The 23,291-nt window shown below is 52.9% G+C and carries 29 protein-coding genes, 1 other RNA gene and 1 pseudogene; 24 read left to right on the top strand and 7 right to left on the bottom strand.

Annotated elements, in window-relative coordinates; all coding sequences use genetic code 11:
- Positions 1-12: 12 nt before the first annotated feature.
- Both rpsP and ffh read right to left on the bottom strand, forming a co-directional pair.
- On the bottom strand, positions 13-261 hold the full coding sequence (gene rpsP, locus ACJ69_RS22635; RefSeq protein ID WP_003863133.1) for a 30S ribosomal protein S16: 249 nt from the start codon (positions 259-261) through the stop codon (positions 13-15).
- Between the two features lie 116 nt (positions 262-377).
- The gene (gene ffh / locus ACJ69_RS22630) at positions 378-1,739 is read right to left on the bottom strand and encodes a signal recognition particle protein (protein ID WP_014884878.1); all 1,362 of its coding nucleotides are present in this window, start codon (positions 1,737-1,739) and stop codon (positions 378-380) included.
- A gap of 166 nt (positions 1,740-1,905) precedes the next feature.
- Between ffh and ACJ69_RS22625 the strand changes: the two genes are divergently transcribed.
- Both ACJ69_RS22625 and ACJ69_RS22620 read left to right on the top strand, forming a co-directional pair.
- A complete protein-coding gene (locus ACJ69_RS22625; protein WP_059347864.1) occupies positions 1,906-2,697 on the top strand; it encodes a cytochrome C assembly family protein in 792 nt (263 codons plus the stop codon).
- Positions 2,698-2,716: 19 nt separating this feature from the next.
- Positions 2,717-4,003 carry an HlyC/CorC family transporter gene (locus tag ACJ69_RS22620; RefSeq protein ID WP_032665125.1) on the top strand — a complete coding sequence of 429 codons (1,287 nt, stop codon included), beginning with the start codon at positions 2,717-2,719 and terminating at the stop codon, positions 4,001-4,003.
- 51 nt (positions 4,004-4,054) lie between these two features.
- Here the strand turns inward: ACJ69_RS22620 and grpE are convergent, their stop codons facing one another.
- On the bottom strand, positions 4,055-4,648 hold the full coding sequence (gene grpE, locus ACJ69_RS22615) for a nucleotide exchange factor GrpE (RefSeq protein WP_023308880.1): 594 nt from the start codon (positions 4,646-4,648) through the stop codon (positions 4,055-4,057).
- A gap of 122 nt (positions 4,649-4,770) precedes the next feature.
- Between grpE and nadK the strand changes: the two genes are divergently transcribed.
- The 3 genes from nadK to bamE all read left to right on the top strand — a co-directional run bounded on the left by nadK (position 4,771) and on the right by bamE (position 7,873).
- A complete protein-coding gene (gene nadK / locus ACJ69_RS22605; protein WP_008502500.1) occupies positions 4,771-5,649 on the top strand; it encodes an NAD(+) kinase in 879 nt (292 codons plus the stop codon).
- A gap of 85 nt (positions 5,650-5,734) precedes the next feature.
- The gene (gene recN / locus ACJ69_RS22600) at positions 5,735-7,396 is read left to right on the top strand and encodes a DNA repair protein RecN (RefSeq protein WP_059347772.1); all 1,662 of its coding nucleotides are present in this window, start codon (positions 5,735-5,737) and stop codon (positions 7,394-7,396) included.
- Positions 7,397-7,534: 138 nt separating this feature from the next.
- The gene (bamE, locus tag ACJ69_RS22595) at positions 7,535-7,873 is read left to right on the top strand and encodes an outer membrane protein assembly factor BamE (RefSeq protein WP_023308883.1); all 339 of its coding nucleotides are present in this window, start codon (positions 7,535-7,537) and stop codon (positions 7,871-7,873) included.
- A gap of 103 nt (positions 7,874-7,976) precedes the next feature.
- Here bamE and ACJ69_RS22590 read toward each other — a convergent pair whose 3' ends face one another.
- Both ACJ69_RS22590 and ACJ69_RS22585 read right to left on the bottom strand, forming a co-directional pair.
- On the bottom strand, positions 7,977-8,264 hold the full coding sequence (locus ACJ69_RS22590; RefSeq protein WP_023308884.1) for an RnfH family protein: 288 nt from the start codon (positions 8,262-8,264) through the stop codon (positions 7,977-7,979).
- The gene (locus ACJ69_RS22585) at positions 8,254-8,691 is read right to left on the bottom strand and encodes a type II toxin-antitoxin system RatA family toxin (RefSeq protein WP_024908332.1); all 438 of its coding nucleotides are present in this window, start codon (positions 8,689-8,691) and stop codon (positions 8,254-8,256) included. The genes ACJ69_RS22590 and ACJ69_RS22585 overlap by 11 nt, the downstream gene beginning before the upstream one ends.
- A gap of 156 nt (positions 8,692-8,847) precedes the next feature.
- On the opposite strand from ACJ69_RS22585, the gene smpB reads away from it, so the two are divergent.
- The 18 genes and pseudogenes from smpB to ACJ69_RS22490 form a co-directional block, all read left to right on the top strand.
- On the top strand, positions 8,848-9,330 hold the full coding sequence (gene smpB, locus ACJ69_RS22580; RefSeq protein WP_008502505.1) for an SsrA-binding protein SmpB: 483 nt from the start codon (positions 8,848-8,850) through the stop codon (positions 9,328-9,330).
- A gap of 89 nt (positions 9,331-9,419) precedes the next feature.
- Positions 9,420-9,783: a transfer-messenger RNA gene (gene ssrA / locus ACJ69_RS22575) on the top strand.
- Positions 9,784-9,987: 204 nt separating this feature from the next.
- Complete coding sequence (locus tag ACJ69_RS22570; RefSeq protein ID WP_047358992.1) at positions 9,988-11,229, top strand: integrase; 1,242 nt, start codon at positions 9,988-9,990, stop codon at positions 11,227-11,229.
- 559 nt (positions 11,230-11,788) lie between these two features.
- A protein-coding gene (locus tag ACJ69_RS22555; protein WP_087451024.1) for an IS3-like element ISSen4 family transposase occupies positions 11,789-12,909 on the top strand; the annotation gives its coding sequence in 2 pieces (ribosomal slippage) (positions 11,789-12,047 and positions 12,047-12,909; 1,122 coding nt in all).
- A gap of 29 nt (positions 12,910-12,938) precedes the next feature.
- Positions 12,939-13,289 carry a hypothetical protein gene (locus tag ACJ69_RS24715; protein ID WP_232248676.1) on the top strand — a complete coding sequence of 117 codons (351 nt, stop codon included), beginning with the start codon at positions 12,939-12,941 and terminating at the stop codon, positions 13,287-13,289.
- Between the two features lie 217 nt (positions 13,290-13,506).
- Positions 13,507-14,370 (top strand): GTPase family protein, encoded by an 864-nt coding sequence (locus ACJ69_RS22550; RefSeq protein ID WP_047358927.1) that lies wholly within the window; start codon positions 13,507-13,509, stop codon positions 14,368-14,370.
- Between the two features lie 96 nt (positions 14,371-14,466).
- Complete coding sequence (locus ACJ69_RS22545) at positions 14,467-15,291, top strand: DUF932 domain-containing protein (RefSeq protein WP_047358928.1); 825 nt, start codon at positions 14,467-14,469, stop codon at positions 15,289-15,291.
- A 208-nt stretch (positions 15,292-15,499) separates the two neighbouring features.
- Entirely contained in the window at positions 15,500-16,210 is a 711-nt protein-coding gene (locus tag ACJ69_RS22540; protein ID WP_047358929.1) for a DeoR family transcriptional regulator, read from the top strand.
- Between the two features lie 25 nt (positions 16,211-16,235).
- Complete coding sequence (locus ACJ69_RS22535; protein ID WP_047358930.1) at positions 16,236-16,772, top strand: DUF4339 domain-containing protein; 537 nt, start codon at positions 16,236-16,238, stop codon at positions 16,770-16,772.
- Positions 16,773-16,813: 41 nt separating this feature from the next.
- Complete coding sequence (locus tag ACJ69_RS22530) at positions 16,814-17,251, top strand: hypothetical protein (RefSeq protein ID WP_038434461.1); 438 nt, start codon at positions 16,814-16,816, stop codon at positions 17,249-17,251.
- 64 nt (positions 17,252-17,315) lie between these two features.
- The gene (locus ACJ69_RS22525) at positions 17,316-17,726 is read left to right on the top strand and encodes a hypothetical protein (RefSeq protein ID WP_047358931.1); all 411 of its coding nucleotides are present in this window, start codon (positions 17,316-17,318) and stop codon (positions 17,724-17,726) included.
- Positions 17,727-17,803: 77 nt separating this feature from the next.
- Positions 17,804-18,040, top strand: coding sequence for a DUF905 domain-containing protein (locus ACJ69_RS22520; RefSeq protein ID WP_047358932.1), 237 nt, complete (start codon positions 17,804-17,806; stop codon positions 18,038-18,040).
- Positions 18,041-18,125: 85 nt separating this feature from the next.
- Positions 18,126-18,578 (top strand): antirestriction protein, encoded by a 453-nt coding sequence (locus tag ACJ69_RS22515; RefSeq protein WP_047358933.1) that lies wholly within the window; start codon positions 18,126-18,128, stop codon positions 18,576-18,578.
- Positions 18,579-18,586: 8 nt separating this feature from the next.
- Complete coding sequence (locus ACJ69_RS22510) at positions 18,587-19,069, top strand: JAB domain-containing protein (protein WP_032238502.1); 483 nt, start codon at positions 18,587-18,589, stop codon at positions 19,067-19,069.
- A gap of 8 nt (positions 19,070-19,077) precedes the next feature.
- The gene (locus ACJ69_RS22505) at positions 19,078-19,299 is read left to right on the top strand and encodes a DUF987 domain-containing protein (RefSeq protein ID WP_047358934.1); all 222 of its coding nucleotides are present in this window, start codon (positions 19,078-19,080) and stop codon (positions 19,297-19,299) included.
- An 18-nt stretch (positions 19,300-19,317) separates the two neighbouring features.
- Positions 19,318-19,635 (top strand): type IV toxin-antitoxin system YeeU family antitoxin, encoded by a 318-nt coding sequence (locus ACJ69_RS22500; RefSeq protein WP_047358935.1) that lies wholly within the window; start codon positions 19,318-19,320, stop codon positions 19,633-19,635.
- 20 nt (positions 19,636-19,655) lie between these two features.
- A complete protein-coding gene (locus ACJ69_RS22495) occupies positions 19,656-19,985 on the top strand; it encodes a TA system toxin CbtA family protein (RefSeq protein WP_047358936.1) in 330 nt (109 codons plus the stop codon).
- Between the two features lie 368 nt (positions 19,986-20,353).
- Positions 20,354-21,151, top strand: a pseudogene (locus ACJ69_RS22490) (integrase arm-type DNA-binding domain-containing protein); the annotation flags it as partial.
- Positions 21,152-21,178: 27 nt separating this feature from the next.
- Here ACJ69_RS22490 and ACJ69_RS22485 read toward each other — a convergent pair.
- A protein-coding gene (locus ACJ69_RS22485) for an IS1-like element IS1A family transposase (RefSeq protein WP_103215986.1) occupies positions 21,179-21,876 on the bottom strand; the annotation gives its coding sequence in 2 pieces (ribosomal slippage) (positions 21,179-21,627 and positions 21,627-21,876; 699 coding nt in all).
- Between the two features lie 282 nt (positions 21,877-22,158).
- Here ACJ69_RS22485 and ACJ69_RS22480 point away from each other — a divergent pair.
- A complete protein-coding gene (locus tag ACJ69_RS22480) occupies positions 22,159-23,088 on the top strand; it encodes a LysR substrate-binding domain-containing protein (RefSeq protein ID WP_029742057.1) in 930 nt (309 codons plus the stop codon).
- Here ACJ69_RS22480 and ACJ69_RS22475 read toward each other — a convergent pair.
- Positions 23,085-23,243, bottom strand: coding sequence for a YqaE/Pmp3 family membrane protein (locus ACJ69_RS22475; RefSeq protein WP_023308917.1), 159 nt, complete (start codon positions 23,241-23,243; stop codon positions 23,085-23,087). The genes ACJ69_RS22480 and ACJ69_RS22475 overlap by 4 nt on opposite strands.
- Between the last annotated feature and the right edge of the window lie 48 nt (positions 23,244-23,291).

Genomic DNA, 23,291 nt, shown 5'->3' with positions numbered 1-23,291 from the left:
CACCGTGACAGATTAAGCTGCTTTGTTTGCTGCTTTGATCAGCGTAGCAACGCGATCGGAAACAGTAGCGCCCTGGCCAACCCAGTGAGCGATACGATCCAGATCCAGACGAGTTTCTTCTTCTGCGCCAGCGGCCAGTGGGTTGAAGAAACCAACGCGCTCGATGAAGCGACCGTTGCGTGCATTACGGCTGTCAGTCACAACAACCTGGTAGAACGGACGCTTTTTAGCGCCGTGACGAGCTAAACGAATAGTTACCATAACATCCTCTTGTGTGAATAAAACAACCGGGCCCCATCGAGGAACGGAGCCCGGGTGTCATATTAAAAGCCCGAAAATTTTACTCATTTTCGGGCAAAAAGCAATCTCAAAAGCGATTAACGCCCTGGAAAACCGGGTGGCATCATGCCTTTCATGCCGCGCATCATCTTCGCCATGCCGCCTTTCTTCATTTTCTTCATCATGCGCTGCATGTCGTCGAACTGTTTCAGAAGGCGGTTAACGTCCTGCACCTGCATGCCGCAACCGGCTGCGATACGGCGTTTACGGGAACCTTTGATGATATCCGGGTTAGCGCGCTCTTTGAGGGTCATCGAGTTGATGATCGCCTCCATACGCACCAGCACCTTGTCATCCATCTGCGCTTTCACGTTGTCAGGGATCTGGCCCATGCCCGGCAGTTTGCCCATCAGGCTGGCCATGCCGCCCATGTTTTTCATCTGACGCAGCTGCTCAAGGAAGTCGGTGAGATCGAAACCGTCACCTTTTTTCAGCTTGCTGGCCAGCTTCTCGGCCTGCGCGCGGTCAACCTTGCTCTCGATATCTTCGATCAGCGACAGCACGTCGCCCATGCCGAGGATACGGGAGGCAATACGATCCGGGTGGAACGGCTCGAGCGCTTCAGTTTTCTCGCCCACACCGAGGAATTTAATCGGCTTACCGGTGATGTGACGAATCGAGAGCGCCGCACCGCCGCGGGCGTCACCGTCCACTTTGGTCAACACTACGCCGGTTAACGGCAGCGCTTCGTTAAACGCTTTCGCGGTATTCGCCGCATCCTGACCGGTCATGGCGTCGACAACGAACAGGGTCTCTACCGGGTTGATAGAGGCATGTACCTGCTTGATCTCGTCCATCATCGCTTCGTCAACGTGCAGACGACCGGCGGTATCCACCAGCAGCACGTCGTAGAATTTCAGCTTCGCTTCTTTCAGCGCCGCGTTAACGATGTCGACAGGCTTCTGCGCCACGTCGGACGGGAAGAAATCTACGCCGACCTGCTCGGCCAGGGTTTCCAGCTGTTTGATCGCCGCCGGGCGATAGACGTCCGCAGAGACCACCAGCACTTTCTTCTTGTGCTTTTCACGCAGGAACTTACCCAGCTTACCGACGCTGGTTGTTTTACCCGCACCCTGCAGGCCCGCCATCAGCACCACGGCCGGCGGCTGAGCCGCCAGGTTAAGCACCTGGTTCTCTTCGCCCATCGCCGAAACCAGTTCATTACGAACGATTTTGACGAACTCCTGACCCGGGGTCAGGCTCTTGTTAACTTCATGACCAACCGCCTTCTCTTTTACGCGGTTGATAAAATCACGAACAACCGGCAACGCGACGTCTGCTTCCAGCAGCGCCATGCGCACTTCGCGCAGCGTTTCCTTGATGTTCTCTTCAGTAAGGCGTCCGCGGCCGCTGATGTTGCGCAGCGTGCGCGACAAACGATCGGTTAAATTATCAAACATTGTCTCTCGCCTGAGTAGAAACGTTGGGCCGCCATGGGCGACACATACACAGAATTTTGCCGGAGTATAACATGAAGGCGCCTTTGTTGTTATGCAACGGTTGGAGCAGGCGTCACGTAACGTTATACTGCTTCTCTTTCTTATTAAGACAACTGTCGATGCCTATATGCCTGTTTTCGCACTGATCGCCCTTGTTGCCTACTCTGTCAGCCTCGCGCTGATCGTTCCTGGCCTGCTGCAAAAAAACAGCGGCTGGCGGCGCATGGCTATTCTTTCCGCGGTAATCGCACTGATTAGCCACGCGTTTGCGCTGGAATCACGCATCATTCCCGGCGACGGCAGCGTGCAAAACCTGAGCGTCCTCAACGTCGGCTCGCTGGTCAGCCTGATGATCTGTACAGTAATGACCATCGTCGCGTCTAAAAATCGCGGCTGGCTGCTGCTGCCGATTGTCTATACCTTCGCGCTGATCAATCTGGCCCTCGCCACCTTTATGCCTAATGAATTCATTACGCATCTGGAAGCCACCCCTGGGATGCTGGTGCATATCGGCCTGTCGCTCTTTGCCTACGCGACGCTGATCATCGCCGCGCTTTACGCCATGCAGCTCGCCTGGATTGACTACCAGCTGAAAAACAAAAAGCTGGTGTTTAACCATGAAATGCCGCCGCTGATGGTCATTGAGCGTAAGATGTTCCACATCACCCAGGTGGGCGTGGTGCTGCTGACGCTGACGCTCTGCACGGGTCTGTTTTACATGAAGAACCTGTTCAGCGTGGAGAATATCGATAAAGCGGTGCTCTCCATCATCGCGTGGTTTGTCTATATTGTCCTGTTATGGGGCCATTATCATGAAGGCTGGCGCGGTCGTCGCGTGGTCTGGTTCAACGTCGCGGGTGCGGGTATTCTCACCCTTGCCTATTTTGGCAGCCGCTTCATACAGCAATTTGCTGGCTAAGTAACAAAAGGAGTTCCCCCTGGAACACATCTCTACCACCACGCTGATCGTTATCCTGATCGTCATGGTGGTCATCTCCGCCTATTTCTCCGGCTCGGAAACCGGCATGATGACCTTAAACCGCTACCGGTTACGTCATCGTGCTAAACAGGGTAACCGTGCCGCCCGTCGCGTTGAAAAACTGCTCCGCAAGCCGGATCGCCTGATAAGCCTGGTGCTCATCGGCAACAACCTTGTCAACATTCTTGCCTCAGCCCTCGGCACTATTGTCGGGATGCGCCTGTACGGCAACGCCGGGGTGGCGATTGCCACCGGCGTGCTGACGTTCGTGGTGCTGGTGTTTGCCGAAGTGCTGCCGAAAACCATCGCCGCGCTTTACCCTGAGAAAGTCGCCTATCCGAGCAGCTTCCTGCTGGCACCGCTGCTGATCCTGATGATGCCGCTGGTCTGGCTACTGAACATGGTGACGCGCGTCCTGATGCGGATGGTGGGGATCAAAGCCGATGTCACCATCAGCAGCGCGCTCAGCAAAGAGGAGCTTCGCACCATCGTGCATGAATCCCGCTCGCAGATCTCCCGACGAAATCAGGACATGCTCCTGTCGGTGCTGGATCTGGAAAAAGTGAGCGTAAATGACATCATGGTGCCGCGTAACGAAATCGTCGGTATCGACATCAATGACGACTGGAAAGCCATCGTTCGCCAGCTGACGCACTCCCCTCACGGGCGCATTGTGCTGTATCGCGACTCGCTGGATGACGCCATCAGCATGCTGCGCGTGCGCGAAGCCTACCGTCTGATGACCGAGAAAAAAGAGTTCACCAAAGAGGTGATGCTGCGCGCCGCCGACGAAATTTACTACGTGCCGGAAGGAACCCCGCTCAGCACGCAGCTGGTGAAATTCCAACGCAACAAGAAGAAGGTCGGCCTGGTGGTCAATGAGTACGGCGATATTCAGGGGCTGGTGACGGTCGAAGATATTCTGGAAGAAATTGTCGGGGACTTTACCACGTCAATGTCGCCTTCCCTCGCGGAAGAGGTCACCCCGCAAAACGACGGCTCGGTGCTGATTGACGGTAGTGCGAACATTCGTGAACTCAACAAAGCCTTTAACTGGCATTTGCCGGAAGATGAGGCTCGAACCATTAACGGGATGATTCTGGAAGCGCTGGAAGAGATCCCGGCGGCGGGCACGCGGGTGCGCATTGAGCAGTACGATATTGATATCCTGGACGTGCAGGACAACATGATTAAGCAGGTGAAAGTCCTGCCCGTAAAACCCCTGCGCGAAAGTATCGCTGAGTAAGGCTGTAGGCCGGGTAAGGCGAAATCGCCACCCGGCACTACGAATGGCAAATTACGCTTTCGCTTTCGCCACGGTCACCATCGCAGCGCGAATGGTACGGCCGTTCAGGGTGTAACCTTTCTGCATCACGCCCAGCACTTTACCGGCTTCCACCTCTTCTGACTCCACCATTGCAATCGCCTGGTGAACGTTTGGATCCAGCGGTACGTCGGTATCGGCAATCACTTCCACACCAAACTTACGCACCACGTCGAGCATGGATTTCAGCGTCAGTTCGATACCTTCGATCATTGCCGCGTTGTCCGGATTCGCTTTGTCAGCCACTTCCAGCGCGCGATCGAGGCTATCAATTACCGGCAGCAGTTCGTTGACGAATTTCTCCAGCGCAAATTTATGCGCCTTCTCAACGTCCTGCTCGGTACGACGACGCAGGTTTTCCATTTCCGCCTTGATGCGCAGAACACCATCGCGTTCGCGATTCTGTGCTTCTACCAGCTGGGCTTCCAGATTCGCAATTTTTTCATCGCGCGGGTCCACCTGCTCAGCAGATGCGTCTGGCTCTACAGCCTCAACTTCATCGTGCTGTTCCGTGATAATTTCTTCAGGGGCTTGCCCCTCAGGCGTTTTCTGTTCTTTACTACTCATGAATTTCTCCGCGTTTTTCTGCATTCATCTCGCTAACTTCGCTTATTATGGGGATCAGTTTCCGGGATTCAAGGGAACAAGACAGATTGTCATCATTCATCAGGCACAAGGACCTCCAGAAAATGAATAATCATTTCAGGTGTATTGGGATAGTCGGGCATCCGCGTCACCCTACCGCACTAACGACACATGAAATGTTGTATCGCTGGTTGTGTAGCAAAGGCTATGAAGTGATGGTCGAGCAGCAGATTGCGCAGGAGCTGCAGCTGAAGAGCGTCAAAACAGGCACGCTGGCGGAAATTGGCCAACAGGCCGATCTCGCCGTGGTGGTGGGCGGCGACGGCAACATGCTCGGCGCGGCCCGCACGCTGGCGCGCTATGACATTAAGGTCATCGGCATCAACCGTGGCAATCTCGGCTTTTTAACCGATCTCGACCCGGACAATGCGCAGCAGCAGCTGGCCGACGTGCTGGAAGGCCACTATATCAGTGAAAAACGCTTTTTACTGGAAGCGCAGGTGTGCCAGCAGGACTGCCAGAAGCGCATCAGCACCGCGATTAACGAGGTGGTTCTTCACCCCGGAAAAGTGGCGCACATGATCGAGTTCGAAGTTTACATCGACGAAATCTTTGCCTTCTCCCAGCGTTCCGACGGGCTGATTATCTCCACTCCGACCGGCTCCACCGCCTACTCGCTTTCTGCCGGCGGCCCGATCCTGACGCCTTCGCTGGATGCCATCACCCTTGTGCCGATGTTTCCGCACACGCTCTCCGCCCGCCCGCTGGTCATCAACGGCGACAGCACGATACGTCTGCGCTTCTCGCACCGCCGTAACGACCTGGAGATCAGCTGCGACAGCCAGATAGCGCTGCCGATCCAGGAAGGTGAAGATGTCCTTATTCGTCGGTGTGATTACCATCTGAATCTGATTCACCCGAAAGATTACAGCTATTTCAACACATTAAGCTCGAAGCTTGGCTGGTCAAAAAAATTGTTCTGATTTTGCATCCAGTACTTTACTGTATATAAAACCAGTTTATACTGTATGAAAACACAGTTATGGTTTTTCATACAGGAAAACAATTATGCTGGCACAACTGACCATCAGCAACTTTGCCATTGTTCGTGAGCTTGAGATCGATTTCCACAGCGGCATGACGGCGATCACCGGGGAAACCGGTGCAGGTAAATCCATTGCCATTGATGCCCTCGGCTTGTGCCTTGGCGGCCGCGCAGAGGGCGATATGGTGCGCATGGGCGCAAACCGTGCCGACCTGTGCGCCCGCTTCTCCCTGAAAGACACCCCTGCAGCCCAGCGCTGGCTGGAGCAAAACCAGCTTGAAGATGGACGTGAGTGTTTACTTCGCCGCGTGATCAGCAGCGATGGTCGTTCACGTGGCTTTATCAACGGCACGGCGGTCCCGCTCTCCCAGCTTCGCGAACTCGGCCAGCTGCTTATCCAGATCCACGGTCAGCACGCGCACCAGCAACTCGTCAAACCTGAACAGCAGAAAGCACTGCTCGATGGCTATGCGGGTGAGTACGCGCTTACTCAACTTATGGCGGAGCACTATCGCCAGTGGCATCAGAGCTGCCGTGAACTTGCCCAGCACCAGCAGCAAAGCCAGGAGCGCGCCGCGCGTGCGGAGCTGCTGGCATACCAGCTTAAAGAGCTGAACGAATTCAATCCGCAGCCGGGTGAGTTTGAGCAAATCGACGAAGAGTACAAGCGTCTGGCAAACAGCGGTCACCTGCTCTCAACCAGCCAGAATGCGCTCAACATGCTGGCGGATGGCGAAGACGTGAACCTGCAGAGCCAGCTGTATAACGTCCGCCAGCTCATTACCGAACTGGTCGGCATGGACAGCAAGCTTTCTGGCGTCCTGGATATGCTGGAAGAAGCGGCGATTCAGATCTCCGAAGCCAGTGACGAACTGCGCCACTACTGTGAACGTCTGGATCTCGACCCGAACCGTCTGTTTGAGCTGGAGCAGCGCATCTCCCGTCAGATTTCACTGGCGCGCAAGCACCACGTCACGCCGGAAGAGCTGCCGGGCTACTATCAGTCTCTGCTGGAAGAACAGCAGCAGCTTGACGATCAGGCTGACTCGCAGGAAACCCTCTCTCTGGCGGTGAACCTGCATCATGAACAGGCGCTGGCGACAGCACAAAAGCTGCATGAAATCCGTCAGCATTACGCCCAGGAGCTAAGCCAGCACATCACCGACAGCATGCACACGCTGGCGATGCCGCACGGCGTCTTCACCATTGATGTTCGCTTTGAAGAGAACCACCTGACGGCGGAAGGTGCAGACCGCATCGAGTTCCGCGTCACCACCAACCCGGGGCAGCCGCTGCAGGCTATCTCCAAAGTGGCATCCGGAGGTGAACTGTCGCGTATTGCACTGGCGATTCAGGTGATTACCGCGCGTAAAATGGAAACCCCGGCGCTGATTTTCGATGAAGTGGATGTCGGCATCAGCGGCCCAACGGCGGCGGTGGTGGGCAAACTGCTGCGCCTGCTAGGCGAATCAACGCAGGTGATGTGTGTCACCCACCTACCGCAGGTCGCGGGCTGTGGCCACCACCACTTTATAGTCAGCAAAGAAACCGACGGCGAAATGACCGAAACGCACATGAAGCCGCTGGATAAACGTGCGCGTCTGCAGGAGCTGGCACGCCTGCTCGGCGGCAGCGAAGTCACGCGTAACACGCTCGCGAACGCGAAAGAACTGCTGGCGGCATAAACTTTTTCGGGATCTCAGGGTCATACAGAACAACAAAAACGCCGCCAGACCGGTTTCAAAGTGGGGCAAGGTCTATTATCATCGGCATATTACATATGAGCCGCGTTCTGCTCGGGCCCGAAAAGGAATCAAATCACTATGCGTTGTAAAATGCTGACCGCTGCCGCAGCGGTTCTTCTGATGTTGACCGCAGGCTGTTCCACTCTGGAGAAAGTGGTTTACCGTCCTGACATCAACCAGGGGAACTACCTTACCCCTAACGATGTGTCCAAAATCCGTGTGGGGATGACACAACAGCAGGTCGCTTATACACTGGGAACCCCGATGATGTCCGATCCGTTCGGCACTAACACCTGGTTCTATGTATTCCGTCAGAAGCCGGGCCACGAAGATGCGACCCAGCAGACCCTGACGCTGACCTTCAGCAGCGCTGGTGTGTTGACCAACATCGACAACAAGCCTGCCCTGACCAAATAATCAGAAGTCAGAAATGCAAAAAGGTGCTCATTGAGCACCTTTTTTGTTTTTCTTTTATCCCCTCGCCCCTTTGGGGAGAGGGTCAGGGTGAGGGGAAAACACGCTACTTACCCGCTTTCTCCGCACGCTGGCGTCGCAGCTCTTTCGGATCGGCAATCAGCGGACGATAAATCTCCACCCGATCGCCCTCTTTCAGCACATCACCCAGCTTCACCGGACGGCTATAAATCCCGACCTTATTTTTCGCCAGGTCGATATCGCTGCGAAGTTCGAGGATGCCGGAAGCGCGGATAGCTGCCTCAACGGTTGCCCCCTCTTCCAGCGTCACGCGCTGCAGATACTGCTTCTCCGGCAGCGCGTAGACCACTTCTACAGCAATCTTATGCGACACTGTAAACCTCTTTGGCGCGGGTGGTGAACGCCTGAACCATATTCGAAGCCAGCTCTTTAAAGATGCGGCCAAACGCCAGCTCAATCAGCTTATTGGTAAATTCAAAGTCCAGCTGGAACTCGATGCGACAGGCGTCAGCGCTCAGCGGCGTAAACTTCCAGCCCCCCATCAGGGTTTTAAACGGACCATCCACCAGATGCATCAAAATACTCTGATTGCTGGTCAGCGTATTGCGGGTGGTGAACGTCTTGCTGATCCCCGCTTTGGAGACGTCCACCGCCGCGGTCATCTGCGTCGGGCCGGACTCCAGAACGCGGCTCCCGGTGCATCCCGGAATAAATTCTGGATAAGACTGAACATCGTTCACTAACTGATACATTTGTTCCGCGCTGTAAGGCACAAGCGCAGTACGGCTAATCTGAGGCATAGCATTTCCCATGGTCACACAACGGACAAATAATAACATTTATCACCTGTTAAAAAAACGCTAAGCCTCATCTCGTGCTAAGATAGCGCGTTAGACCTCACAGGACGCAATGAGGTGACTTTTTGAAATCAGATTACCGACGGCTTTACGACACTTATGACGAAGAAAAAAGCACATAAACCAGGCTCGGCGACCATTGCGCTCAACAAGCGTGCTCGCCACGAGTATTTCATTGAAGAAGAATTCGAAGCTGGCCTTGCGTTGCAGGGCTGGGAAGTAAAATCGCTGCGCGCCGGGAAAGCCAACATCGGCGATAGCTACGTGATCCTGAAAGATGGCGAAGCCTTCCTGTTCGGCGCGAACTTTACGCCGCTGACCGTCGCCTCCTCACACTACGTGTGTGACCCAACGCGCACCCGCAAACTGCTGCTGAACAAGCGTGAACTGGAGTCCCTCTACGGACGAATCAACCGTGAAGGTTTCACCGTGGTCGCCCTGTCGCTGTACTGGAAAAACGCCTGGTGCAAAGTGAAAGTTGGCGTCGCGAAAGGTAAAAAACAGCACGACAAACGTACTGACCTGAAAGAGCGCGAGTGGCAGTTGGACAAAGCGCGCATTATGAAAAACGCAGGACGTTGATTCTGCACACTTATTGTACTATTCAATAAGTTAGCGTTCCGGGCTGGTATCCAGGAAGTGAAATCTGGTATACTCAGTTCAACACTATTGGGGCTGATTCTGGATTCGACGGGATTTGCGAAACCCAAGGTGCATGCCGAGGGGCGGTTTGCCTCGTTAAAAGCCGCAAAAAAATAGTCGCAAACGACGAAAACTACGCTTTAGCAGCTTAATAACCTGCTCTGAGCCCTCTCTCCCTAGCTTCCGCTCTTAAGACGGGGATCAAAGAGAGGTCAAACCCAAAAGAGATCGCGTGGAAGCCCTGCCTGGGGTTGAAGCGTTAAAACTAATCAGGCTAGTTCGTTAGTGGCGTGTCTGTCCGCAGCTGGCGTGCGAATGTAAAGACAAACTAAGCATGTAGTACCGAGGATGTAGAAATTTCGGACGCGGGTTCAACTCCCGCCAGCTCCACCAAAATTCTCCATCGGTGATTACCAGAGTCATCCGATGAAGTCCTAAGAGCCCGCACGGCACAAGCCCTGCGGGCTTTTTTGTGCCTTCAATTTGTCCCGCGAAGTCCGAAGAGAACTAATTAAATCCGAACCTTTTAGGCCCATTGATAGGCCCAACGAAAAGCTCTATTGTTTTCGTTGGGCCTAAACGCATGGAGACTCCCCCATGGCAAGAAAAACCAAGCCGTTAACCGATACGGAAATCAAAGCCGCCAAACCTAAAGCTACCGATTACCAGCTGTATGATGGTGACGGGCTTACTCTATTAATCAAGTCCAGTGGTAGTAAGCTCTGGCAGTTCCGTTACTATCGGCCTCTGACCAAGCAGCGAACCAAACAGAGCTTCGGTGCATACCCTGCCATATCCCTTTCTGATGCGCGTAAACTCAGAGCTGAATCTCGAGTTTTGTTGGCGAAAGACATTGATCCTCAGGAACATCAGAAAGAACAGGTAAGAAATTCTCAAGAGGCTAAAACCAACACTTTCTTGCTAGTTGCCCAGCGTTGGTGGAATGTGAAGAAAGCCAGCGTAACAGAAGGCTATGCCGACGATATCTGGCGCTCACTTGAGAGAGATATTTTTCCAGCAATCGGTGATATCAGTGTCACTGAGATTAAGGCCCATACTCTGGTTAAAGCAGTGCAGCCGGTCCAGGCCAGAGGTGCATTAGAGACAGTCCGACGCCTTTGTCAGCGTATTAACGAAGTCATGATTTATGCGCAGAACACAGGCCTGATTGATGCAGTTCCCAGTGTAAATATCGGAAAAGCGTTCGAGAAACCGCAAAAGAAAAACATGCCGAGTATCCGTCCGGATCAGCTTCCACAGTTAATGCAAACAATGCGTACAGCAAGTATCAGTGTGTCAACGCGGTGCTTGTTCATGTGGCAGCTTCTCACCATTACCCGCCCTGCCGAAGCTGCTGAGGCTCGATGGGATGAGATCGATTTCAATGCTAGCGAATGGAAAATTCCTGCAGCTCGAATGAAGATGAACCGGGACCATACGGTTCCACTATCCAATGAGGCTCTCTCTATTCTGGAAATGATGAAGTCACTCAGTGGTGGCCGTGAATTTATCTTTCCCAGTCGCATCAAACCAACCCAGCCAATGAACAGCCAAACAGTTAATGCCGCACTGAAGCGTGCTGGCTTAGGAGGCGTACTCGTTTCACACGGCTTACGTTCTATCGCCAGTACAGCACTCAATGAGAAAGGATTTCCGCCTGATGTCATTGAAGCAGCACTGGCTCATGTGGACAAAAATGAGGTTCGTCGCGCTTACAACCGCAGTGATTACCTTGAGCAACGTCGTCCGATGATGCAGTGGTGGGCTTACTTTGTGAAAAAGGCAGATAGTGGCAGACTCACTGACGTTGAATTAACAACATTAAAGCTAACTGGATAAGACCAATTCTTAATCCACACAAGCGAAAAACAGGAGTGTGCGGTAATGGCGCAATCCAGTTATATAAAGTCTAACTCCCTAGGCTTCACGTATGATTCGACCGGACAGCATTGACTCATACTACGCTGAATAAATCCTAAGGAGCCTGCCATTGGTACGTATGCTTACAAACACTCGTATGCTAAATCAGGGGATAATATTGTTTACCATTGAGACTGCACGTGAAGAGGCGAATAGGTTTCGAAAGATACTCGAAACATGTGATCCGTCAACAACCTACCTTGTACCTCACGGCTTCCCGGTAATGAGTTGCAAGCTTTGCTCAATGTTACTTTCCTTCCACTTTCTGCAATTATGGCCCGAACTGGAATTGAAAGGGGTCACTGGAGTCACCGGTAAAAATGGCGCAATAACTCACTTCTGGCTGGAAGTGGAAAATTACGTTATTGATATCACCGGAGATCAATACAACATCATCAACGCCAGTATGACCTGCTCCCCGTTGATTAGTACACCCCGATGTTAGTAATGTCTTCATAAGCCACATGAGGACATCCCCATGAAGAAGCGTTTTTCCGACGAACAGATCATCAGTATTCTCCGCGAAGCCGAAGCTGGGGTACCCGCCCGTGAACTCTGCCGCAAGCATGCCATTTCCGATGCCACGTTTTACACCTGGCGTAAGAAGTATGGCGGTATGGAGGTGCCTGAAGTTAAGCGCCTGAAGTCGCTTGAGGAAGAGAACGCCAGACTCAAGAAGCTGCTTGCCGAAGCCATGCTGGATAAAGAGGCGCTTCAGGTGGCTCTTGGGCGAAAGTACTGACGACAGACCAGAAGCGGGAAGCCGTGATGTTGATGTGTGATGCGACCGGTCTGTCGCAACGTCGTGCCTGCAGGCTTACAGGTTTATCCCTGTCGACCTGCCGCTATGAGGCTCACCGTCCGGCTGCTGATGCGCATTTATCAGGGCGCATCACTGAGCTGGCACTGGAGCGCAGGCGTTTTGGCTACCGTCGTATTTGGCAGTTGCTGCGCCGTGAAGGGCTTCATGTTAATCATAAGCGCGTGTACCGGCTTTATCACCTCAGTGGCCTGGGCGTAAAACGCAGAAGACGTCGTAAAGGGCTGGCAACAGAACGTCTGCCGCTGCTCCGTCCGGCGGCGCCCAATCTGACCTGGTCGATGGATTTCGTCATGGACGCACTTTCCACCGGTCGCAGGATCAAGTGTCTTACCTGCGTCGATGATTTCACAAAGGAATGCCTGACGGTCACTGTTGCCTTTGGGATTTCAGGCGTTCAGGTCACGCGTATTCTGGACAGCATTGCACTGTTTCGAGGCTATCCGGCGACGATAAGAACTGACCAGGGGCCGGAGTTCACTTGCCGTGCACTGGATCAATGGGCCTTTGAGCATGGTGTTGAGTTGCGCTTAATCCAGCCGGGCAAGCCAACGCAGAACGGATTTATTGAGAGCTTTAACGGACGATTTCGCGATGAATGTTTGAATGAGCACTGGTTCAGCGATATCGTTCATGCCAGGAAAATTATTAATGACTGGCGGCAGGATTATAACGAATGCCGCCCGCACTCCACGCTGAATTATCAGACACCGTCTGAATTTGCAGCGGGCTGGAGAAAGGGTCATTCTGAGAATGAAGATTCCGACGTTACTAACTGAGTGTTGTATCTAATCGTGGGGGCAGGTCATTGGGACTAATCATAGAGGCTAATCCAACATCCAATGTTTATATTGCGCGGTTAAAGTCGCATGCTGAGCACCCAATCTTCCGGTGGCATCCACCTGATGAATCTGTACTTGATAACGGTGCGGAAGCCAATCTTTATGGCTTGCGGCGTGGGCCGGTACGAGTGCTTGTGAATACCGACGATCCCGGTATTATGCCGACTACACTACGCACAGAATTCCTATTGTTACGTGAAGCTGCACTGGAGTTGAAGGTTGGCCGCACTGTAGCCGAACGCTGGCTGGAAACACTGCGACAGTACAGTCTTGAGCAATTTCATCGCAACCACCGGCAAGTATTTGAGCCAATTTAATTAGTGAGAGCATGTTGCCAAAAAAATTTTTAAATTGACTATGTCTAGTGACTCTAAGTCTTCGCGAAAATATGCAATTTATATTATTCGGCGCACTCCTCTATCAAAGCAAATACTAAACTTTTAAAAATATTCAAATATATATTATTTCTCTGAACATAACGGCAGAACTTCACTGTTCTGCCGTTTTTTTATTCTATATTTTAAAGGAGTTGCGATGAAAAATTCTGACGGCCTGCTGCCCATGCAGAACTCGCTTTCTGGTCTGCCCCAGTGGGTATCTGAACGCATTCTGCAGCAGATAAATCAGTTAACCCACTACGAGCCTGTAATAGGCATTATGGGGAAAACCGGCGCGGGTAAGAGCAGCTTGTGCAATGCCCTGTTTGCCGGGGAGGTGTCGCCAGTCAATGATATTACAGCCTGCACACGCGAGCCCTTGTGCTTTCGCCTGCAGCTGGGAAAGCGCTATATGACCATCGTGGACCTGCCCGGAGTGGGCGAAAGTGGCGTTCGCGATAGCGAGTATGCCACGCTGTACCGTGAACAACTTCCCCGGCTCGACTTGATACTGTGGCTGATTAAGGCCGATGACCGGGCACTGGCGGTGGATGAATATTTTTACCGACAGGTGATAGGTGAGGCATACCGGCATAAGATGCTATTTGTTATCAGTCAGGCAGATAAAGCTGAACCCACCAGCGGTGGTGATAAATTATCCACTGAACAGAAACAAAACATCAGCCGCAAAATCGGCCTGTTACATGAGCTATTCCAACCTGTAAACCCTGTCTGTGCGGTGTCGGTACGTTTGCAGTGGGGGCTGCGGGTGATGTCTGAACGGATGATCCGTTGCTTACCACGTGAGGCCAGCAGTCCGGTGGCAGTACAGCTTAGTGCTCCGCTTCGTACCAATGCCGTTAATAAAAAAGCGCGTGACGATTTTGGTGAAACGGTCGGCTCGGTACTGGACACAATAAGTTCCATGCCACTGATACCACCCCCAATACGGGCAATCATTCAGGCTGCACGCGACACCGTGGTATCGGTCGCTCGTGCCGTCTGGAATTTCTTCTTCTGAACACTTACCCCCTCTAACCCGTAGTTTCCTGAGCCCTGCCGCGATTGAGCGGCAGGGCTTTTCTGTCTTTATTTTCCCATCATGAGGAGTCTGCTTATGACACGTCTGGCTTCGCGCTTTGGCGCATCAAATCTTATCCGTCGTGACCGTCCGTTAACCCGCGAAGAGCTATTTCGTGTAGTGCCCAGTGTTTTCAGCGAGGACAAACACGAATCCCGCAGTGAACGATACACATATATACCCACCATATCCCTGCTGGATAGTCTGCAGTGCGAAGGCTTTCAGCCCTTCTTTGCCTGTCAGACCAGAGTGCGTGACCCAGGTCGCCGCGAGCACACAAAGCACATGCTGCGCCTGCGTCGGGAGGGGCAGATTACCGGTAAGCAGGTGCCGGAAATTATTCTGCTCAATTCTCACGATGGCTCCAGTTCGTATCAGATGCTACCGGGACTATTCCGTGCGGTATGCCAGAACGGGCTTGTCTGCGGTGAGTCGTTTGGCGAGGTGCGTGTGCCGCACAAAGGAGATGTCGTGAGTCAGGTGATTGAGGGGGCGTATGAAGTGCTGGGTATTTTTGACCGTGTGGAAGAGAAGCGGGATGCCATGCAGTCGCTGATGCTGCCGCCACCTGCACAACAGGCTCTGGCACAGGCTGCACTGACGTACCGTTTCGGTGAGGACCACCAGCCAGTGACAGCACCTCAGATACTCTCCCCACGCCGCTGGCAGGATGAGAGCAATGATCTGTGGACCACATATCAGCGTATTCAAGAGAACCTGATTAAGGGCGGGCTCAGTGGTCGGAGTGCGAAAGGCGGGCGAACGCATACCCGCGCCGTGCGTGGTATCGACGGAGATGTGAAGCTCAACCGGGCTCTCTGGGTGATGGCTGAAGCGATGCTGAGTGGGTTTCAGTCCTGAGCTTGTTATCAGCATGTTAGGAAAGGACACTCCCTGTCCGTTTTACCTCCACTGGATTGAGTGTTTTTTCACCGTATTTCACGATATGCCGCGTCGGGCCTGCTTCCGGTGGCAGATAAAAAATAGTTCATTCCATGTCCATACCCTGTCCGCCCCCCTCTTTAGAATCATTTCATATTCAGTCAGTTAACTATTACGGAGATTTAAGATGACACAGGCAGAGCGCCGTCATGATCGGCTGGCTGTCAGGCTGTCACTGATAATCAGCCGCCTGGTTGCAGGTGAAACGCTGAACATGGCGCGGCTGGCTGCAGAGTTTGGTGTGTCAGTCCGTACCCTGCGACGGGATTTTCGCGAACGGCTGATGTACCTCGACCTTGAGTATCGACGGGGGCAATGCCGCCTGCGCAGCACCGGTGGGGGCGTACAGGGGGAGCTGGATGCGCTGACCTTCGCACACCGGGCCGGACTGGCCGATATTTTTCCGGGGCTGGACCGGCGTCTGGCGGGCATGCTGCTCACTGCAGGAGGGATGCCGTGTCTGGTATGGCAGCCGCCACAGTCTGTGTCACCGGCCATCTCACTGGTGTTCTACCGTCTTGTTAGTGCCATTACCGCCTGCCAGCGGGTACTGCTGCTGGCCGAGGGAGAGCGCTGTGACGGGCTGGCTCCGTACCGCCTGATATCACTCGACGGCTGCTGGTACCTCACCGGTGAACTTAACGGGCATATCACTGTGCACCCTCTGGCGACAATCCATGCGGTGACAGTCCTGAACACCACTTTTACCCCGCGAGAACGTCTCAGCCAGTTAACCACACAGGTGGGCTTTATCCGGGCTCTACCGCACTTCAGCTGTATTCGCGAAATCCTGTCTCCTGGGCCCTCTGAGGAGGAGCAGGGCAACACACTGATTTAATTACCTCTGTTAAGAAGGAAAAACAATGACCTGGCATTACGAGAAAAATGGCATACGTCACGACAATGTGACCGAAGACGACATCACTGGCCTGATTAAGCGCGGTGAACTCACTGCTGCCACGCTGGTGTGGCGACAGGGCATGCCGGACTGGCAACCGGTCTCCGCCACCCCGCTGGCTTCTGCGCTGCTCCACAGCACCACACCACCAGCGCTGCCGGGGAGTCGCATTCCGGGCGGAGTGGTATGGACGCTGGCATTTGCTCCTTTCATTGGTTATGCGCTCGAGCTGTGGACGGCAGGGCTGAACGGAATGTCTTTTGACGAGGCATATGAGGCCGTCTCGGGCGGGCAGTACTGGTTTATCACGCTGCTGCTCAATATCACACTGGGGTATCTCGATGAACGACGCATGCGTAAGGCCGGAGTGGACACCACCACGTTCGGCAAGCTGGCCTGGCTGGTGCCGTTCTATCTGTGGCGGCGGGCGAAAACTCTCGGTCATAAACCGGCTTACTTCTGGGTATGGCTTTTGATGCTGGGCCTGACCGTCTGGGCCTGAATGACTACTACCTGATTCTTTCTCTGTTAAGGACCAACGTAATGAAAACACTGATTAAAATACTGGGTATTACCGGGAGCCTTCTGCTCTGTGCGGGCGCTCAGGCTCAGCCTTATAACCGGACGCTACCTGCAGTCGTCAATGACAACAACGGGAATATTTTCTGGTGTGATGCGCATCGACAGGTTACCGGAAAATGCGAAGCCATGTCTGTTGACCGTCAGGGCGGGATGGTCACGGTGCGTTCAGCACCCTTTAAAGACTGCGAAGGCGGCCTGTGGGGCTGGATAACTATCATGCACAACGATGTGTCGAAGGGATTCACCATTACTCCGGATAAGAAATTCGGTCTCACCGTAAAAGATCTGTGCCGTCCGGGCACGGTAGTGACCTTTAAGCCCAACCAGAAGAAGCCGGAATATGACGACCTGGTGGCGCTGTACCAGGGCAAAGAGCTGTTTCGCTACCGGCGTTTCTGAGAACACCCGATATCAATCTCTCATTTTGCCCGACAGCGGGCTGGATTAATTCAGGAAGAAAACCATGCTGAAAATGATGACCTCTGCTGTACCCGCCCTCATTCTGTCACTTGCTGCCTACAGTGCCGGTGCCGCTCAGCTTCCGGCAAGTCTGATGGATAAAGATAATCCCGGTCAGGAGTACTGGTGCCAGGGAAACGACATCAATACGTCCATGTGCTCACTGACCGGTGTCAGCGACGACCATAAATTTGCCCTGATTCAGGACCTGCCGGGCCCGGCCTGTGAGGACTTAAGCTTCGGGGTTATCGACCTGGTGCGCCAGACCGGTGTCAATATTCCTTACGATGGTGGTGACTGTAAGGGCGATGTGCAGGCCGGGTTTGTGCGTGGCCCGAAAGATAATGCTCTGTATGTGAAGATTGTCCGGGGCAGTAAAACCCTGCGGCTGTATAAGGTACAAACCGGTTACTGATAATCCCCCCACACCTGCATACTCCCACAGCCCCTGACGCGTCTGCGTCAGGGGCTTTTGCTTTTAAGGTACACCGAATGCCTGAATCTCAATTACTGCCGTCGGGTTCATTCACTCGCCAGCAGGCCGAAGCTGTTACCCGCCGCTATCACAACATCGCCATTGAAGACGACCAGGGCAGTCACTTCCGTCTGATAGTTCGCGACCCCGAAGGCCGGATGGTCTGGCGGGCGTGGAACTTTGAACCGGATGCCGGTGAAGGGCTTAACCGTTATATCCGACAGTACGGCATCCTCAGAACATCCTCCTCCTGACCACACCCATTCATCATCCCTGCAAGTCCTTTATTTCCCATACGCCAGCCATCGTCGCTGGCGTTTTTATTGACGGAGAATATCCATGACGACACAAACGCAATGCGAATTGATGTCCGCTAATGAACCTCAATTTGACCTCACTGCAACACCAGTACCTGACGAACAGCGCCTCGATTTCTGGCCGCTTTACTTTGGCGCTATCCCGCAATGGGTAACGCTGGAACCCCGTATTTTCGCCTGGATGGACCGCTTCTGTGATGAGTACAGCGGTGGTATCTGGTCCTTTTATACGCTCAGCAATGGCGGCGCGTTTATGGCCCCTGACGCTGACGATAACTGGCATATGTTCAACAGCATGAACGGCAATGGTACCCAAATGAGTGCAGAAGCCTCAGGTATCGCTGTCTGCCTGATTGAATACAGCCATCACGCCTGTCGCACCGAATGCGATGCCATGACGGAGCACTATTACCGCCTGCGGGATTACGCCCTGCAGCACCCTGAATCCAGCGCCATTCTGCGCATTATTGATTAAGGATACTTATGATGGAACAGTCAATTATCCCACTAACTCCGGCACTACCACTAACCGCACAACGCACGGTAAAACGCGCCTTGACGCTACTTGACCGACACCTACGCGAAACAGGCGTGGCATTCACTTCCACTCAGGCTGCCCGTGACTGGCTGAAACTGAAAATGGCGGGACTGGAGCGCGAAGAGTTTATGGTGCTGTATCTGAATCAGCAGAACCAATTGATTGCCCATGAAACCCTGTTTGCCGGTTCCATCAGCAGCACCGAGGTACATCCCCGTGAGGTGGTCAAACGCGCCCTGTATTTCAATGCAGCAGCAGTGATACTGGCGCATAACCACCCCTCCGGCGATACCACGCCCAGCCAGGCAGATAAGACCATAACGCAGCGTCTGGTGCAGGCGCTTCAGCTCGTTGATATCCGTGTGCCTGACCACCTTATCGTCGGTGGTACGCAGATATTGTCGTTCGCTGAGCATGGTCTGCTTTGAGGTATTACATGAAAATTATCAGTAAACTCCGGGCGATGACAATTTACCGTCAGCATCCGGCCTCACGCATTTTTCGATACTGCACCGGCAGATACCAGTGGCACGGCAGTGTCTGTCATTACACCGGTAAGGTAGTTCCTGACATTCCCGGCGTGCTGGCGGTATACGCCGAACGCCGCCAGGACTGCAACGGGCCCTATGCCTGTCTGATGAGTATCACTCTGAACTGACAATAAAGGTGGTTATAAATGAGCAACATTACATGGGGCCTGCAGCGGGATACCACGCCGCGTCTGGGAGCCCGTCTGGTACAGGAGGGGAACCAACTGCATTATCTGGCTGACCGGGCCAGTATCACCGGTAAGTTTAGTGATGCCGAATGTTTTAAGCTGGATGTGGCATTTCCGCATTTTATCAGTCAGATGGAATCGATGCTGACCACTGGTGAAATGAATCCCCGCCATGCCCGCTGTGTCACCCTGTACCACAACGGTTTCACCTGCGAAGCCGATACCCTTGGTAGTTGCGGCTACGTATACATCGCCATTTATCCCACTCAACGCTAACAAATTTCACGAGAGCAAGCATGAAAACTCTACCTGCTACAATTTCGCGGGCGGCGAAGCCCTGTCTGTCGCCCGTTGCAGTCTGGCAAATGTTACTTACTCGTCTGCTTGAGCAGCACTATGGCCTAATGCTAAGCGACACACCTTTTAGCGATGAAACCGTTATAAAGGAGCATATCGATGCCGGTATCACTCTGGCTAATGCTGTTAATTTTCTGGTGGAAAAATACGAACTGGTTCGTATCGACCGAAAGGGATTTTCGTGGCAAGAACAAACCCCGTATCTTTCCGTAGTGGATATTCTGCGAGCAAGGCGCTCTAGCGGCTTGCTAAAAACTAACGTGAAATAAACGCTTAAATACAGAGCAGACTAAAGGAAAGCAAAATGCTAATCTCACAGACGAAGAAACTTCTGCTGTACCCTCCCCTCCCCCGAAAAAAACCTGACATTTTCTTTTAGGACCAACAATGGGACCAAAGTGAAAATTGAACTGAACATTACCAGCCATTAAACAATAAGTTATAGCACCAATTCAGACTCCGCCAGCCCACCACTTTTTAGTTGTTTGAAGTACAATGAAGTCTACTAAGCCCGCACAGCACAAGCTCTGCGGGCTTTTTTACGTCTATTGTCGTCCAGTGAAAATTGCTGAGAACTATAAGTTATGGCACCCTGAATGGGACCCTCTAAGATGGGTCCAAAAACCGAGGGTCCCAAATGGCAAAAATCGCTAAGAAACTCACTGACACTGAAATCAAAAGCACCAAGCCAGCCGATAAAGAAATCAACTTGTTCGACGGGGATGGTTTGATTCTACGAATCGCTCCTTTGGCGAAAGGTGGCAAGAAAAATTGGTATTTCAGGTATGCAGTACCAGTAAGCAAGAAAAGAACAAAAATGAGCCTTGGGACCTATCCTCACCTTACACTGGCAAGAGCCAGAGCCTTACGAGATGAATACCTTTCCTTGCTTGCCAATGGCATTGATCCTCAAGTCCATAACAACGATAAAGCTAATGCCTTAAAGAATGCTACTGAACACACTCTCCAAGCCGTGACAAGGAAATGGTTAGATGAGAAGGTAAAGACCTCAGGTATCTCTCTGGATCATGCTAACGACATCTGGCGAAGCCTGGAGAGAAATATCTTTCCCGGATTGGGTAATGTTCCTATCAATGAGATCCGGCCTAAACTCTTAAAGCAACATCTTGACCCAATTGAGCAACGAGGAGTCCTCGAAACTTTACGGCGAATCATTTCTCGATTAAATGAAATTTTCCGTTACGCAGCAACTGAGGAACTTATCGAATTCAATCCGGCTGACAACCTTGGGCAACGGTTCAGTAAGCCTAAAAAGCAGAACATGCCTGCATTACCCCCTTCCGAACTCCCCCGCTTCCTGGTTGCTCTAAACAATGCTTCTATCCGTTTAGAAACACGATTATTGATTGAATGGCAGCTTCTAACATGGGTTCGTCCAGGCGAAGCAGTTCGTGCAAGATGGTCTGATATTAATATAGAAACCGGCGGTAATGACTCCAAATTATTGATAGTGTTTTATGTTCAGATAATGCCCGATGACTTTATCATGCAGCTCCACCGATTTTGAGAACGACAGCGACTTCCGTCCCAGCCGTGCCAGGTGCTGCCTCAGATTCAGGTTATGCCGCTCAATTCGCTGCGTATATCGCTTGCTGATTACGTGCAGCTTTCCCTTCAGGCGGGATTCATACAGCGGCCAGCCATCCGTCATCCATATCACCACGTCAAAGGGTGACAGCAGGCTCATAAGACGCCCCAGCGTCGCCATAGTGCGTTCACCGAATACGTGCGCAACAACCGTCTTCCGGAGCCTGTCATACGCGTAAAACAGCCAGCGCTGGCGCGATTTAGCCCCGACGTAGCCCCACTGTTCGTCCATTTCCGCGCAGACGATGACGTCACTGCCCGGCTGTATGCGCGAGGTTACCGACTGCGGCCTGAGTTTTTTAAGTGACGTAAAATCGTGTTGAGGCCAACGCCCATAATGCGGGCGGTTGCCCGGCATCCAACGCCATTCATGGCCATATCAATGATTTTCTGGTGCGTACCGGGTTGAGAGGCGGTGTATGTGAACTGTAACTGCCATGTTTTACGGCAGTGAGAGCAGAGATAGCGCTGATGTCCGGCAGTACTTTTACCGTTACGCACCACCCCGTCAGTAGCTGAACAGGAGGGACAGCTGATAGAAACAGAAGCCACTGGAGCACCTCAAAAACACCATCATACACTAAATCAGTAAGTTGGCAGCATCACCAATTCATTGTTGAGGTAAATTCAATAAACCGGTCAAAACGTGCGTCTGTGCAACCTTTTTCTTATGTTTTCCCGCTTTTTATCGCTTCTGGCTGCATTATGCTTATGTCTGACGAAGCCTTACTGCATGCGGCTTTCGACAAAGAGTCAGAACTGTGATCGGCTTCAAATGCGTTGTAACGACGCTGTTAAAATATGTTCAAAACTGATGGCTGAAGAGAGTGAGATATGAATTCCATCTTTACCGAAGAGAACCTGCTGGCCTTTACTACCGCCGCTCGCTTCGGCAGCTTCAGCAAAGCCGCCGCCGAGCTGGGCGTGACGACCTCTGCCATCAGTTACACCATTAAGCGCATGGAGACCGGGCTGGACGTGGTGCTGTTCGTCCGCAGCACGCGCAGCATCGAGCTGACCGAGTCCGGATTTTACTTTTACCGTAAGGCCACCGACCTGCTGAACGACTTTCACGCCATCAAGCGCGGGATTGATACCATCTCTCAGGGCATTGAGGCGCGGGTGCGCATCTGTATCAACCAGCTTTTGTATACCCCACGCCATACGGCGCGGCTGCTGCAGGTGCTAAAAAAGCAGTTTCCCACCTGTCAGATCACCGTGACCACCGAGGTCTACAACGGCGTCTGGGATTCGATCATCAACAACCAGGCCAACATCGCGATTGGCGCGCCGGACACGCTGCTGGACGGCGGCGGGATTGATTACACCGAGATCGGCGCCATCCGCTGGGTCTTTGCCATCGCGCCGGAACACCCGCTGGCGTTCACCCCGGAGCCAATAGCGGAAAGCCAGCTGCGCCTGTATCCCAACATCATGGTGGAAGATACCGCGCATACCATTAACAAAAAGGTTGGCTGGCTGCTGCACGGGCAGGAGGCAATTCTGGTCCCGGACTTTAACACCAAATGTCAGTGTCAGATCCTGGGCGAAGGGATTGGCTTTTTGCCGGAATACATGGCCCGCGAGGCGGTCGAAGCGGGGCTGCTGGTCACCCGACGGATTAATAACCCGCGTCAGGATTCGCGCATGCTGCTCGCCACGCAGCATGCCGCAACCGGCCAGGTCACGCGGTGGATCAAGCAGCAGTTTGGTCCAGCGGGGGTACTGACCGATATCTATAGCGATTTACTCTGGCGCGCCTAGCTTTTGCTCTGTACCCAAAACGCGTGAATGAGGCCGGGGAAGTAGCCCAGCAGCGTCAGAAGAATGTTGATAATAAACGCCCAGCCAAACCCTTTACCCAACAGCACGCCCAGCGGCGGTATGAGGATCGTAAAAACAATACGCCAAAATCCCATATAAACACTCCGTTCAATCTAATCCATTGAAAATAATAAAGAGAACGC

This window comes from Enterobacter asburiae, from assembly GCF_001521715.1.
Taxonomy (GTDB): domain Bacteria; phylum Pseudomonadota; class Gammaproteobacteria; order Enterobacterales; family Enterobacteriaceae; genus Enterobacter; species Enterobacter asburiae.
The sequence above is the reverse complement of the archived record's forward strand: the minus strand, read 5'-3'. Positions and strand labels throughout refer to the sequence as shown.

Coding starts and splice junctions, on each gene's coding strand:
- ACJ69_RS22475 (WP_023308917.1), bottom strand. CDS start 23,243: ATGGGATTTTGGCGTATTGTTTTTACGATCCTCATACCGCCGCTGGGC.
- ffh (WP_014884878.1), bottom strand. CDS start 1,739: ATGTTTGATAATTTAACCGATCGTTTGTCGCGCACGCTGCGCAACATC.
- ACJ69_RS22495 (WP_047358936.1), top strand. CDS start 19,656: ATGAAAACTCTACCTGCTACAATTTCGCGGGCGGCGAAGCCCTGTCTG.
- ACJ69_RS22515 (WP_047358933.1), top strand. CDS start 18,126: ATGACGACACAAACGCAATGCGAATTGATGTCCGCTAATGAACCTCAA.
- ACJ69_RS22480 (WP_029742057.1), top strand. CDS start 22,159: ATGAATTCCATCTTTACCGAAGAGAACCTGCTGGCCTTTACTACCGCC.
- ACJ69_RS22525 (WP_047358931.1), top strand. CDS start 17,316: ATGCTGAAAATGATGACCTCTGCTGTACCCGCCCTCATTCTGTCACTT.
- ACJ69_RS22585 (WP_024908332.1), bottom strand. CDS start 8,691: ATGCCTCAGATTAGCCGTACTGCGCTTGTGCCTTACAGCGCGGAACAA.
- ACJ69_RS22570 (WP_047358992.1), top strand. CDS start 9,988: ATGGCAAGAAAAACCAAGCCGTTAACCGATACGGAAATCAAAGCCGCC.
- ACJ69_RS22550 (WP_047358927.1), top strand. CDS start 13,507: ATGAAAAATTCTGACGGCCTGCTGCCCATGCAGAACTCGCTTTCTGGT.
- ACJ69_RS22530 (WP_038434461.1), top strand. CDS start 16,814: ATGAAAACACTGATTAAAATACTGGGTATTACCGGGAGCCTTCTGCTC.
- smpB (WP_008502505.1), top strand. CDS start 8,848: ATGACGAAGAAAAAAGCACATAAACCAGGCTCGGCGACCATTGCGCTC.
- rpsP (WP_003863133.1), bottom strand. CDS start 261: ATGGTAACTATTCGTTTAGCTCGTCACGGCGCTAAAAAGCGTCCGTTC.
- ACJ69_RS22625 (WP_059347864.1), top strand. CDS start 1,906: ATGCCTGTTTTCGCACTGATCGCCCTTGTTGCCTACTCTGTCAGCCTC.
- ACJ69_RS22545 (WP_047358928.1), top strand. CDS start 14,467: ATGACACGTCTGGCTTCGCGCTTTGGCGCATCAAATCTTATCCGTCGT.
- ACJ69_RS22520 (WP_047358932.1), top strand. CDS start 17,804: ATGCCTGAATCTCAATTACTGCCGTCGGGTTCATTCACTCGCCAGCAG.
- grpE (WP_023308880.1), bottom strand. CDS start 4,648: ATGAGTAGTAAAGAACAGAAAACGCCTGAGGGGCAAGCCCCTGAAGAA.
- ACJ69_RS22540 (WP_047358929.1), top strand. CDS start 15,500: ATGACACAGGCAGAGCGCCGTCATGATCGGCTGGCTGTCAGGCTGTCA.
- ACJ69_RS22535 (WP_047358930.1), top strand. CDS start 16,236: ATGACCTGGCATTACGAGAAAAATGGCATACGTCACGACAATGTGACC.
- ACJ69_RS22510 (WP_032238502.1), top strand. CDS start 18,587: ATGATGGAACAGTCAATTATCCCACTAACTCCGGCACTACCACTAACC.
- nadK (WP_008502500.1), top strand. CDS start 4,771: ATGAATAATCATTTCAGGTGTATTGGGATAGTCGGGCATCCGCGTCAC.
- ACJ69_RS22505 (WP_047358934.1), top strand. CDS start 19,078: ATGAAAATTATCAGTAAACTCCGGGCGATGACAATTTACCGTCAGCAT.
- ACJ69_RS22500 (WP_047358935.1), top strand. CDS start 19,318: ATGAGCAACATTACATGGGGCCTGCAGCGGGATACCACGCCGCGTCTG.
- recN (WP_059347772.1), top strand. CDS start 5,735: ATGCTGGCACAACTGACCATCAGCAACTTTGCCATTGTTCGTGAGCTT.
- bamE (WP_023308883.1), top strand. CDS start 7,535: ATGCGTTGTAAAATGCTGACCGCTGCCGCAGCGGTTCTTCTGATGTTG.